This is a genomic window from Xanthomonas sp. WHRI 6106, from assembly GCF_040202405.1.
GTDB classification, from domain to species: Bacteria; Pseudomonadota; Gammaproteobacteria; order Xanthomonadales; family Xanthomonadaceae; genus Xanthomonas; species Xanthomonas cannabis.
On record NZ_JBEGFC010000003.1, the window covers coordinates 35,187 to 47,472 of the forward strand.

Annotated in this window: 8 protein-coding genes; 5 read left to right on the forward strand and 3 right to left on the reverse strand. The window is 67.3% G+C overall.

The features are described from left to right. Positions 1 to 150 precede the first annotated feature (150 nt). The 5 genes from ABQZ09_RS05730 to hglS all read left to right on the forward strand — a co-directional run bounded on the left by ABQZ09_RS05730 (position 151) and on the right by hglS (position 4,337). Positions 151 to 558: an EF-hand domain-containing protein gene (locus tag ABQZ09_RS05730; RefSeq protein WP_184441779.1), complete on the forward strand. Its 408-nt coding sequence runs from the start codon at positions 151 to 153 to the stop codon at positions 556 to 558. Positions 559 to 595: 37 nt separating this feature from the next. Beyond that, positions 596 to 1,354 (forward strand): HAD family hydrolase, encoded by a 759-nt coding sequence (locus ABQZ09_RS05735; protein ID WP_349776365.1) that lies wholly within the window; start codon positions 596 to 598, stop codon positions 1,352 to 1,354. 249 nt (positions 1,355 to 1,603) lie between these two features. Then, the gene (locus ABQZ09_RS05740; protein ID WP_349776366.1) at positions 1,604 to 2,173 is read left to right on the forward strand and encodes a hypothetical protein; all 570 of its coding nucleotides are present in this window, start codon (positions 1,604 to 1,606) and stop codon (positions 2,171 to 2,173) included. Positions 2,174 to 2,204: 31 nt separating this feature from the next. Next, positions 2,205 to 2,822 (forward strand): hypothetical protein, encoded by a 618-nt coding sequence (locus ABQZ09_RS05745; protein ID WP_349776541.1) that lies wholly within the window; start codon positions 2,205 to 2,207, stop codon positions 2,820 to 2,822. Between the two features lie 147 nt (positions 2,823 to 2,969). Next, on the forward strand, positions 2,970 to 4,337 hold the full coding sequence (gene hglS / locus ABQZ09_RS05750; RefSeq protein ID WP_184375524.1) for a 2-oxoadipate dioxygenase/decarboxylase HglS: 1,368 nt from the start codon (positions 2,970 to 2,972) through the stop codon (positions 4,335 to 4,337). A gap of 51 nt (positions 4,338 to 4,388) precedes the next feature. On the opposite strand, the gene ABQZ09_RS05755 is transcribed toward hglS, so the two are convergent. The 3 genes from ABQZ09_RS05755 to ABQZ09_RS05765 all read right to left on the reverse strand — a co-directional run bounded on the left by ABQZ09_RS05755 (position 4,389) and on the right by ABQZ09_RS05765 (position 12,267). Beyond that, positions 4,389 to 7,532, reverse strand: a complete 3,144-nt coding sequence (locus ABQZ09_RS05755; protein ID WP_349776367.1) for an efflux RND transporter permease subunit — start codon at positions 7,530 to 7,532, stop codon at positions 4,389 to 4,391. A gap of 145 nt (positions 7,533 to 7,677) precedes the next feature. After that, a complete protein-coding gene (locus tag ABQZ09_RS05760; RefSeq protein WP_349776368.1) occupies positions 7,678 to 10,926 on the reverse strand; it encodes an efflux RND transporter permease subunit in 3,249 nt (1,082 codons plus the stop codon). A 99-nt stretch (positions 10,927 to 11,025) separates the two neighbouring features. Further along, positions 11,026 to 12,267: an efflux RND transporter periplasmic adaptor subunit gene (locus ABQZ09_RS05765; protein ID WP_349776369.1), complete on the reverse strand. Its 1,242-nt coding sequence runs from the start codon at positions 12,265 to 12,267 to the stop codon at positions 11,026 to 11,028. Positions 12,268 to 12,286 lie beyond the last annotated feature (19 nt).

Below are 12,286 nucleotides of genomic sequence, written 5' to 3' on the forward strand. Positions count from 1 at the left end.
TGCCAGGCACGCGTGACTGATCAGGATGGACACACGGGAGCGGCCTGCCAGGGCCGCTCCCGTTTTCTTTACGTGGCGCGCGTTACGGTGACGCCATTCGCTTCTGGTCCTGTCTTCATGCTGCAAACGCGCCTCAGCTTGCTCGCCGTCCTGTGCAGTCCACTGCTCGCGTCTGCCGCGCCACCGGAGTTGCCGCCCGCCACCCAGCAGACGGCAGCACCGTTCACCGGCGGCACCAACGCTGCGGGCATGGCGCCCTTGCCCATCGAGCCGCCGCCACCTGCCACCACCCCGTTGTTGCCCGCCGACCCGTCCGGGCCGTCCCGCGGCAAGGGGGGCGCTGCGCCGTCGGGGGCGCCCACCGCCGGCACGTTGGCGCCGCGCAGCTTCGACAGCCTGGACAGCGATGCCGACGGCTCGCTGACGCCGGCCGAAGCCGGCGCCGACCCGATCCTGCGCGAGAACTTTGCCGGCTTCGACAGCAACGGCGACGGGCGCCTGTCGCGTGACGAATTTGCCAGCTATCAGCCCGGCCCCGGCGACGCGGCAGGCGACTGACTGCAGCTGCGCTTCAGCGCGCTGCTAGACTTGCGCAATGACTTCTCTTGCACAGCGCGACGGCCAGGCGATCCAACTGGTCGGCTTCGACGGCGACGATACCCTCTGGAAAAGCGAGGACTACTACCGCACCGCAGAAGCGGATTTCGAAGCGATCCTGGCCCGCTATCTCGACCTGGGCGACAGTCGCATGCAGCAGCATCTGCTGGCGGTGGAACGGCGCAACCTCAAGGTGTTCGGCTACGGTGCCAAGGGCATGACGCTGTCGATGATCGAAACCGCCATCGAACTCACCGACGCGCGCATCGATGCGCGCGACATCCAGCGCATCGTGGAGATCGGCCGCGCCACCTTGCAGCACCCGGTGGAGGTGATTGCCGGTGTGCGCGAGGCGGTTGGCGCCATTGCCGCCCACTGTGCGGTGGTGTTGATCACCAAGGGCGACCTGTTTCACCAGGAGCAGAAGATCGAGCAGTCCGGTCTGGCCGACCTGTTTCCGCGGGTCGAGGTGGTGTCCGAAAAGGACCCCAAGACCTACGCACGCGTGCTGGGCGAATTCGACCTGCCGGCACAGCGCTTCGTGATGATCGGCAACTCGTTGCGCTCGGATGTGGAGCCGGTGCTGGCGATCGGTGGCTGGGGGATTTACACACCGTACGCGGTGACCTGGGCGCATGAGCAGGAGCACGGTGTCGCTGCAGACGAGCCGCGCATGCGCGAGGTGCCCGATGCGTCGGGCTGGCCGGCGGCGGTGCAGGCGCTGGATGCGGTGGCGCGGCAGCAGCTGCCACGCTGAGGGCTGCGGCGGCTGCGTCAGGCGGCCGAGGCAGGGCCGGCATGTCCACGCCTGTGGTCTTCATCGGCTACCTGCGCGCCGGCCTGGCAAGGTGCAACGTCGGCGGACCGGCCGCGCAAGACTGGCGCCTGGCCGGCGGCTCTGGCGCGAAGTGCCCATTGCTGATGTAGTGACGATGCGGGCGCCCGACGGCGCCTGGTAACAGGACGTTCCGGCCAGCACGCATGGCCGACCTTGGAGGGAATGCCCATGAACATGTTGTCCGTGATCCGTCGTGCAGGGCTGGCCGTCGCGCTGGGTGCGCTGATGGGCGTCGCGCCGCTGGCGGCTGCCGAACTGGAAGAAGAAGTCATCAACCCCAGCGAGGTGATCTTTCGCAATGGCCAGCCGTATTACGACGATGCAGGCCAGCATGTCCGCCTGCACACGCGGCAGGTGGGCGATGACGTGGTGTATTTCCGCACGGTGCGCTTCGATCGCGAACAAGGCTATGTGGATGCGCAGGGGCAGAGCATCGCCACCCTGCAGTCGCGACCAAGGGCAAGTGACCGCGGCACTGCGTTCGTGGGCGACCTCGACGGGGGGTATGTCGGTGCCTACAGCGGCTACGGGTACGGCTCCGCACTGCGACTGGGCGCGTCGCGCAACCGCCCCTACGGCCAGATCTATTACGGCAACGGCCTGTATGGCCCGGATCCGTACAGCAGCCCGCATAACCGCGATGCACGCCAGCGTTATCTCGGGCCCGGCTATGTGGGCGCCTGCGATCTGAACGGCTGCCGCGAGGTGCACTACCTGGGCATCTACGACCTGCGCTGACCTGCTCTGCATGCCTGACACCGGCACGGGCATGCGGCATCATCGCGACATGTCTGCCTTGCGCTACTTGCTGTTGCGATCGCTGCCTTTGCTGGCCGCGTTGCTGGTTCCGTCGCTGGCGCTTGCCCAGGCTGCCGCTGCGCCGGTAGCCGGCGGCGCGCAGGACGCGGCAGTGCCTGCGGTGATGCCGGGGACCGGCGATGCGTGGGTGGACCAGCATCTGGCCGACATGGGCAGCTACGCGCAACGCTACCCGGACAGCTTCATCGACGAGGTGGCGCGTTACACCGGCACGCCGCGCGGTTACGTGCAGGCGCTGCTGCAGGTGCATGGCTGGCACGCGGGGGACATCTACTTCGCCTGCGTGTGGGCGCAGACGGTGCAGCTGTCGTGTCGCGACAGCGTGCGGGCCTATAGCCGCGATCATCACGATGGGTGGCAAGGCGTGATCACGCGGCTGGCGGTGGCGCCGGACAATGCCCACATGCGCGCGTTGCGGCACGCCATCGTTGCCAGCTACGACCGATGGGCGCGGCCGATCACCCTGGACGCACTGTTGCGTCGCCAGCTCGGCGACCATGCGCAGCGGCTGGAGGCCGCACGTCAGGCCAGCGAAGCGGCCGAGGCGGCGGCGCAGGCCGGGTTGTAACGCCGGCGGCGCGCGCACACGTCTTGCAAGGCTGTCTGCACTGCCAACGCGCGTACGCGATGCTGCCGTGCAGCTGGTCGCCGCAGGGCACGGTCGGCGAGAATGCGACCAACGCCGGCGTTGGCCGGCCTCTGCCAAGACCAGCCCATGCGCGATACCGTGTTTGTCTCTCCCGATCACATCCGCAGCCTGTTCGCCCAGGCAATGTCGGACATGTATCGCGCCGAGGTGCCGTTGTACGGCGACCTGATGACGCTGGTGGCGCAGGTCAACGCGCAGACGTTGCAGGCCGATCCTGCGCTGGCGACGCGGCTGCAGCGCAACGACGAGCGGGCACGGCTGGATCTGGAGCGGCATGGCGCCATCCGGGTCGGCACGGCCGCAGAACTGGCCACCTTGCGTCGGCTGTTTGCGGTGATGGGCATGCACCCGGTGGGGTATTACGACCTGTCAGTGGCCGGCGTGCCGGTGCATTCCACCGCGTTCCGTCCGATCGACGATGCGGCGCTGTCGGCCAACCCGTTCCGCGTGTTCACCTCGCTGCTGCGCCTGGAGTTGATCGAGGATGCCGCGCTGCGCGCGCAGGCCGCGCAGATCCTGCAGCAACGGCAGATCTTTACTGCAGGTGCGCTGGAGCTGATCGACCACTGCGAACAGGCGGGCGGCCTGGACGCGGCACAGGCGCAGCAGTTCGTCGCCGAAGCGCTGGAGACCTTCCGCTGGCATGGCGATGCCACGGTGTCGCTGCCGACCTATCGCGCGCTGAGCGAGGCGCACAAGTTGATTGCCGATGTGGTGAGCTTCCACGGCCCGCACATCAACCATCTGACTCCGCGTACGCTGGATATCGATGCGGCGCAGGCGCAGATGCAGCGCGCCGGCATCGATGCGAAGGCGGTGATCGAAGGCCCGCCGCGTCGACGCGTGCCGATCCTGCTGCGCCAGACCAGTTTCAAGGCACTGGAAGAGCCGGTGCGGTTTGTCGGCGATGGCGGGCAGCCCGAACACGGCACGCATACCGCGCGCTTTGGCGAGATCGAGCAACGCGGGCTTGCGCTGACGCCCAAGGGACGCGCGCTGTACGACGCGTTGCTGGCGCAGGCGCGCGATGCCGACGGTGCCGGCAGCACGGGCAGCGATTACGCCACCCGCCTGCAGACCGCATTTGTGGCCTTTCCCGATGACGAGGCGCTGCTGCGCCAGGAAGGGCTGGGCTATTTCCGCTACACGCTGACCGAGGCAGGGCGTGCCGATCCGGCGCAGGTGGCCGCGATGCCGGCAGAAACTGCGATCGCGCTGGGGCTGGTGAGTGCCGACCCGATCATCTACGAAGACTTCCTGCCGGTCAGCGCGGCCGGCATCTTCCAGTCCAACCTGGGTGGGGCCGAGCAGCGCGCCTATGCCGCGCATTCGAGCAAGCGCAGCTTCGAACAGGCCCTGGGCGCCCAGGTGCACGACGAGTTCGCGTTGTACGCGCAGCTGGAGCGCGCCTCGCTGCAGGCCTTGGTGGCCTGAACCCGCGTACGTCGTCGCGTGGCGCGGCGGCTCCTGGTGTGCTGCGCCGCTTCAGTGCGCCGACGACGCGGCCGGGCGCCGTGCTGCCGCGCGCTCTGCCCGGCGTGCACGCGCACGTGCGCGTCGCGCCTTCCAGCGTTCGCTCAGGCACGAGAAGATCACGTACAACGCCGGCGTGCTGAGCAGGGTCAGGCCTTGCGAGAACACCAGCCCGCCGATCATCGCGATGCCGAGCGGCCGGCGCAGCTCCGAGCCTTCGCCCAGGCCCACTGCCAGCGGCACCGCGGCCAGGATCGCCACCATGGTGGTCATCATGATGGGGCGGAAGCGCACGATCGAGGCTTCGCGTGCGGCCGCGCGTGCATCCATGCCGTGCACGCGCTGCGCCACCAGCGCAAAGTCGATCATCATGATGGCGTTCTTCTTGACGATGCCGATCAGCAGCACCAATGCGATCATCGAGATCACCGACAGCTCGGTGTTGCTCAGGAACAACGCCAGCAGCGCACCGACGCCGGCGGCCGGCAACGTGGATAGGATGGTCACCGGGTGGATCAGGCTCTCGTAGAGCATGCCCAGCACGATGTAGACGGTGAGCACCGCGGCCAGCAGCAACACGCCCATCGAATTGGGGCTCAGCTGCACATTGAATCCGCCGCCGTCGCTGATGCGGATGCCGTCCGGCAGGCGCAGGCCTTCCACAGTGTTCTTGATGATCAGGTCCGCTTCGCCGGTGCTCACGCCCGGTGCGAGGTTGTAGCTTAGGTCCATCGTGGTGTACTGGTTGTCGTGCGTGATCTGTGGCGGCGCCAGCCCGGGCAGCTGGGTGGCGACCGCAGTGATCGGCACCATCTGGCCGGCACGGTTGGGCACGAAGACCTGATCCAGCGCCTTGGGTGTGGCGGTCTGCGAGGGCAGTGCATTGACCACCACGCTGTACTGGTTGAGATCGGAATAGATGGTGGAAATGGAGCGCTGGCCGAACGCGCCGTACAGCGCGCCGTCGATGGCGCCCACCGAGATGCCCAGGCGTGCTGCCCTGGCGCGGTCGATCACGATGTTCTGGCGCAGGCCCGAGGTGTCCACGTCTGTGCCCACATCGCGCAGACGCGGGTTCTTCTTCAGCGCGGCCTGCACCTTGGGCAGCCATTCCTGCAGCTGCGCCAGGTCGTTGCCCTGCAGCGACACCTTGTACTGCGCGCCCTGGCTGGTGCCACCGCCACCGTCGCTGGGCAGGTCCTGGATCGCGCGCAGGCGCAGGTCCAGGTCCGGGTAACGGTCGGCCTTGGCGCTCAGGCGCGCGACCACCTGTGCGGTGGTATCGCGGCGGCCCTCGTCGCGCTTTTTCAGCTCGATATTGAACGATGCGCTGGAGCCCTGACGGCCGGAGCCCAGGCGCGCGCCGACGGTCTTCACGGCCGGGTCGGCCATCAGCATGTCGGTGATGCGGCGCTGGCGGCTGACCATGTCGGCAAACGACACCGTAGCGCTGGAATTGGCGCGCCCCCAGATCAAGCCGGTGTCCTGCGGCGGGAACGACCCCTTCTTGACCGCGCCACCCAGGAAGATGGTGGCGGCGATCAGCAGCAGCGGCGTCAGCGACAGCAGCAAGGCGTGCCGCAGCGAGAAATCCAGTGCCACCGTGTACACCGCGAGCATGCGCGCGTGCATGCGGTCCAGCCACGCGCCGAAACGCCCGGGTTTTTCCGGCTCGGTATGCGCGGACAGGAAGCGGCTGCACAGCGCCGGCGTCAAGGTCAGCGACACCAGCATCGACACCACGATTGCCGCCACCAGGGTCACGGTGAACTCGCGGAAGAACGCGCCGATCATGCCGCTGGCAAACAGCATCGGGATGAACACCGCCACCAGCGAGGCGGTGATCGAGACGATGGTGAAACCGATCTCGCGCGCACCGGCCAGTGCCGCGTCCAGGCGCGGCATGCCTTCATCGAGATGACGCATGATGTTTTCGATCACCACGATCGCATCGTCGACCACGAACCCAATGGCGATCACCAGCGCCAGCAGGCTGAGGTTGTTCAAGGTGAAGCCAAGGACGTACATCACCAGCGCCGAACCGGCCAGCGACAACGGCACGGTCACCGCGGCAATCAAGGTCGGCGCCAGCCGGCGCAGGAACAGCGCCATGGTCAGCACCACCATCGCCAGGCTGATCATCAGCGTGGCCTGCACCTCGTGCAACGACGCGCGAATGGTGGGCGTGCGGTCGAAGTAGGGCGTGAGCCGGGTTCCGGGTTGCAGGTAGTTGCGCAGCTCGGGAATCTGCGCTTTGACCTGGTCCACGGTTTCGACGATGTTGGCCCCGGCGCGGGTGAAGGCGTACATCACCACCGCCGGCTTGCCGTCGAACCAGGCTGCCTGATACGCATCCTGCTGGCCGTCGTAGACGGTGGCCACATCGCCCAGCCGCACGATGCGTCCGTTGGACTGGGTGGAGATCGCCAGCTGCGCAAAGTCGGCTGCCTTGGCCACCGCATCGTTGGCGATGATGGCCATGGTGGTGTTGCCATCGGACAGGAACCCGGTGGGCGAGGTCACGTTGGCCGCGCGCACCGCGTTGCGCAGGTCGTCCGGGGTCAGCCCCAGCGCGTTGAGCGCACGCAGGTCCACGTCCACGCGTACTGCAGGGGTGGAGGCGCCTGCGATGTCGACCGAACTGATGCCGGTAATCTGGCGCAGCCGTTGCGCCAGCAACGAGTCGGCCACGTTGTACAGCTCATCGGCCGATTGCGTGTCCGAGGTGAGCGCAATGGCGATGACCGGGTCGTCGTTCGGATTGGCCTTGGAGTACATCGGCGTGCCAAGCCCGGACGGCAGATCCGATTGCGCCGCATTGATGGCGGTCTGCACGTCCTGCGCTGCCGAATCGATGTTGCGATTGCTCTGGAACACCATGAACACCATGCTGCTGCTCTCCGAACTGGAGGAGCGCATGTGGTCGATGCCGGGCAACTGGCCCAGGTGGCGTTCCAGCGGCGCGGTGACGGTGGAGGCCATGGTGCTGGCATCGGCACCGGACTGCGTGGCGTGCACGAAGATCACCGGAATCTGGATGTTCGGCAACGCCGCCACGCCCAGCCGCAGGTAGCACATCAATCCGATCACGAACAAACCGATCGCCAGCAGCGAGGTGCCGATCGGGCGCTTGATGAAGGGCGCGGAGATGTTCATGGGTGTGGGGCCGGGAGTCGGGATTCGGGATTTGGGATTCGGTAAAGGCCGAAGCCAAAGCCAAATCCACGGCAGCTGCCACGCGTGCGTGGAGGAAAGCGATGCCGCGGGCAGGCGGACCGATCAGCGATGACGCCAGCGGACGTCATGCCGAGCGCTCCGGGGTGGATGCCGGGGTGAGGCCATCACGGTGTGCGGCACGGCGCGCGCGCCAGGCACGCATGCGCTCGCCGGCGCGTTCCATGTACAGATAGATCACCGGGGTGGTGTACAGCGTCACCAGCTGCGAGAGCAGCAGGCCACCCACAATCGCGATGCCGAGCGGGCGGCGCAGTTCCGAGCCGATGCCCGTGCCCAGCGCCAGCGGCAGCGCGCCCAGCATGGCAGCGGCGGTGGTCATCATGATCGGGCGGAAGCGCAGCAGGCAGGCGCGCCGGATCGCGTCGTGCGCGTTCGCCCCTTCGCGGCGTGCGTCGATGGCGAAGTCGATCATCATGATGGCGTTCTTCTTGACGATGCCGATCAGCAGCACGATGCCGACGATACCGTCCACCGACAGGCTCAGCCCGCACATCATCAGGGCCAGCAACGCACCGACGCCGGCCGGCGGCAGCGTGGAGATGATGGTGAGCGGGTGGATGTAGCTTTCGTACAGCACGCCCAGCACGATGTAGATCACCACGATCGACGCCAGCAGCAGCCACACGATGTCGGTCTGGCTGCCGGTGAATTCGGCCGCCTTGCCGACGAATTGCGCATGCACCTGGCTGGGGATCTCGAGAGTTTCGCGCGCCTTCTCGATTGCCGCCACCGCTTGCGACAGCGAATGCCCCGGCGCCAGGTTGAACGAGATGGTCACCGCCGGCAGCTGCTGCTGGTGGCTCACCACCAACGGCGTGTTGGTGACCTTGGCTTCGGCCAGCGCGGCCAGCGGAATGATGTTGCCGGCGCCGACCACGATGCCGGTGTTCTGCGCGCCCACGCCGGTGGCCGTGGACGAGTTGGACGAGGTCACCTGGCCGAAGCTGGTGGCATTGGTGCCGGTCAGCGCGCCGCTGCCATTGCTGGCCACCGCCAGCTGGTTCATCAACGCGGTGCTGCTGCGGAATTCCGGCGCCACTTCCAGCACCACCCGGTACTGATTGAGCTCGGTGAAGATGGTGGAGATCTGGCGCTGTCCGAACGCGTCGTACAAGGTATCGTCGATGGTCTGCATCGGCACGCCGAGCATGCTGGCCTTGTCGCGGTCGATGCTCAGTTCCAGTGCACGCCCCTGGTTGGCCAGGTTGTTGTCGACATCCGCCAGCTCGGGCAGCTTGCGCATCGCCTCGGTCATGCGCCCGGCCCAGGTGGCCAGTTCGGTACTGTCCACATCCGACATCGAATACTGGTATTCGGTGGCCGCCACGCGCGTGTCCAGGGTGACGTCCTGCACCGGCTTGAGGAACAGCGCCACGCCGGGGATGCCGGCCACCGCGTTCTGCAGGCGCGGCAGCACCTCATCCAGCCCATCGCGGTCGCCGCGTGTCTTCAGCACGATCGACAGCTGGCCCTGGTTGATGGTGGGATTCATGGTGCCGGCACCGATGAAAGCGGCCACGCCGGTCACCGCCGGGTCCTTGCGCAGCGCCGCGGCCACCGCCTGGGTGCGCTGCTCCATCTGCGGGAACGCGACGTTCTGGTCGGCCTGCACCACGCCGGTGATCAGGCCGGTGTCCTGCTCGGGCAGCAAGCCCTTGGGAATGGCCACATACAGCACCACGGTCAGTGCCACCGCGCCGATCGCCACCGCCAGGGTCAGCGGCTGATGCGCCAGCACCCAGTCCAGGCTGCGCTCGTAGGTGCCGACGGTGCGCGTCCACAGGTTGGTCTTGCCGGCGGCTGCGGCGCGCTCGTGCGCGTCTTCGCCTTCGGGCAGCGCATCGGGCTTGAGCAGGTAGGCGCACATCATCGGCGTCAGCGTCAGCGACACCAGCATCGAGATCACCACTGCAATCGACAGCACCCACGCAAATTCGTGGAATAGCCGGCCGGTGACACCGGGCATCAGCAGCAGCGGCAGGAACACCGCCACCAGCGACACGGTCAGCGACAGCACGGTAAAGCCGATCTGCTTGGCACCGATCTCCGCCGCTTCCGGCCCGCTCTTGCCCTGCTCGATGTAGCGCACGATGTTTTCGATCATCACAATCGCATCGTCGACCACGAAGCCGGTGGCCACCACCAGCGCCATTAGCGACAGGTTGTCCAGCGACATGCCCGCAAATGCCATCACCCCGAAGGTGCCGGCCAGCGACAACGGCACCGCCACCGACGGAATGATGGTGGCCCACAGCCGGCGCAGGAACACGAAAATCACCGCCACCACCAGCGCGATGGTCAGCACCAGGGTGAACTTCACCTCGTGCACCGAGGCGCGGATGGTTTCGGTGCGGTCGGAGAACACCTCCAGATGCACGTCGGCCGGCAGCACCGATTGCAACTGCGGCAGGATGCTGCGGATCTGCTCCACCGTCTGCACGATGTTGGCGCCGGGCTGGCGGCGGATTTCCAGCAGCACCGCCGGCTTGCCATCGGCCCAGGCGGCGAGTTGGTCGTTCTCCACCCCGTCGACCACCTTGGCCACATCGGCCAGCCGCACCGGGCGGCCGTTGGCGAAGCTGATGATGGTGTCGCGGTATTGCGCGGCATCCACCAGCTGGTCGTTGGTGCCGATGCTGTAGGACTGGGTCTTGCCGTTGAGCGAGCCCTTGGGCGCGCTGACGTTGGTCTGGGTCAGCGCGCTGCGCAGCGACTCCATGGTCAGGCCCATGTTCGACAGCTGCGCCGGATTGACCTGGATGCGTACCGCAGGGCGCACGTTGCCGGCGATCGACACCAGGCCCACGCCCGGCACCTGCGACAGGCGCTGGGCCAGGATCGCATCGGCGTAGCGGTTGACCTCGCGCAGCGGCAGCGAATCGGAGGTGAGCTTGAGCGTGAGGATCGCCGCATCGGCCGGATTGACCCGGTTGTAGACCGGCTGGTACGGCAGCGACGAGGGCAGCGTGGCCTGGCGGATCGCGGCCTGCACGTCCTGCGAGGCGATGTCGATGTCGCGGTCCATCGAGAACTGCAGGATGATCGTGGACAACCCCGCCGACGAGTCGGAGGTCATCATCTGCAGGCCGGAGATCTGCCCGAACTGGCGCTCCAGCGGGGTGGTCACCAGCGAGGCCATGGTGGTGGCGTTGGCGCCGGGGTACTGGGTGGTCACGACCAGGCTGGGCGCGTCGATTTCCGGCAACGCCGAGACCGGCAACTGCCGGTAGCCCAGGATGCCCAGCAGCAGGACGCCCGCCATCAACAACGAGGTGGCGATCGGGCGGCGGATGAAGATGGTCGAAAAGCCCACGGGGGGTGTCCTTGCTGAAGACGTCAATCGATGCCGGCGCACACGGCGCCGACGCGCACCGGCGACGGGGCAGGCCCGTCGCCAGCGGTCAGGCCGGCATCAACGCGGGCCGCCGCCGCGACGGCCACCGCCGCCGCCGCGCTCCTGCTTGTTCTGGGCGGCCTTGAGCTCGGCTTCGGTCGGCTCCGGCGGGGTTTCGCCCGGCTTGAGCGCACTGACCTTGCTGCCTGGCTTGAGCCGGAACTGGCCTTCGGTCACCACCCGCTCGCCGGGCTTGAGCCCCTTGGTGAGCTGCACATGGCTGTCGTCCACTTCCACGCCCTGCACCACGGTACGCATCTGTGCGGTGTTGTCGTTGCCGACCACGTAGACGTAATCGCCATCCGGGCCGCGCTGCACTGCCTGGGTCGGGACCACGGTGCCGCCGGAGATGGTGCGCAGCTGCAACCGCACGTTGACGAACTGGCCCGGCCATAGCGCGTTGTCGGTGTTGTCGAAGATCGCGCGCGCACCGAAGGTGCCGCTGTCGGCAGCGATGCGGTTGTCGATCACATCCAGCTTGCCGTCGCCGCTGATCACATGCGCATCGCCACGGTCCAGCGCCGCCACGCCCAGCGGTGCCGCCGCCTGGCCGCTGCGCACGGCCTGCAGCTCGCGCTCGGGCAGGTTGAAGGACACGTAGATCGGGCGGATCTGGGTCAGCGTCACGATGGTGGAGCTGGTGCTGACGATATTGCCCACGTCCACGCCACGGATGCCGGCGATGCCGTCGATCGGCGCGGTGACGCGGGTGAACTGCAATTGCACCTGCGCCGAGCGCATCTGCGCATCGTTGGCGGCCACGGCGGCCTCGTACTGCGCCACCTGGTTGCGCTGGGTGTCCAGATCGGTGCGCGAGACGTATTGCTTGTAGGCCGGGTCATTGGAGCGCTGGTAATTCACCCGCGAGGTCGCCAGCAGCGCCTGGTTCTGGCGCTTGGCCGCCAGCGCCTGGTCGTAGCTGGCCTGCAGCGTGCGCGGGTCGATCTGCGCCAGCACCTCGCCCTTCTTCACTTCCTGGCCTTCCTTGAAGTTCAGGCTCATCAGCTGGCCGCCCACCTGCGGGCTGACCGTGACCGTGTTGAGCGCGGTCACCGTGCCCAGCGCGCTGGCATACACCGGCACATCCTGGGTGGTGGCGGCCACCACCGTCACCGGCACCGGGCCGCTGTTTTCGGTGCCATTGCCGTCCGGTGCGCCTGCGCGCTTGCCCTGGTTGCCCCCACCCATCATCCGCATTGCGACGAACACCACGACAAGCACCGCTACAACCAGCAGTGTGATTTTCCAAAAACGCGACATGCGACAACTCCTGATGGCG

What these genes read in the sequence shown, in the direction of transcription:
- ABQZ09_RS05755 (WP_349776367.1), bottom strand. Translation starts at nt 7,532, where the DNA reads ATGAACATCTCCGCGCCCTTCATCAAGCGCCCGATCGGCACCTCGCTG.
- ABQZ09_RS05745 (WP_349776541.1), top strand. Translation starts at nt 2,205, where the DNA reads ATGCGGCATCATCGCGACATGTCTGCCTTGCGCTACTTGCTGTTGCGA.
- ABQZ09_RS05735 (WP_349776365.1), top strand. Translation starts at nt 596, where the DNA reads ATGACTTCTCTTGCACAGCGCGACGGCCAGGCGATCCAACTGGTCGGC.
- hglS (WP_184375524.1), top strand. Translation starts at nt 2,970, where the DNA reads ATGCGCGATACCGTGTTTGTCTCTCCCGATCACATCCGCAGCCTGTTC.
- ABQZ09_RS05765 (WP_349776369.1), bottom strand. Translation starts at nt 12,267, where the DNA reads ATGTCGCGTTTTTGGAAAATCACACTGCTGGTTGTAGCGGTGCTTGTC.
- ABQZ09_RS05740 (WP_349776366.1), top strand. Translation starts at nt 1,604, where the DNA reads ATGAACATGTTGTCCGTGATCCGTCGTGCAGGGCTGGCCGTCGCGCTG.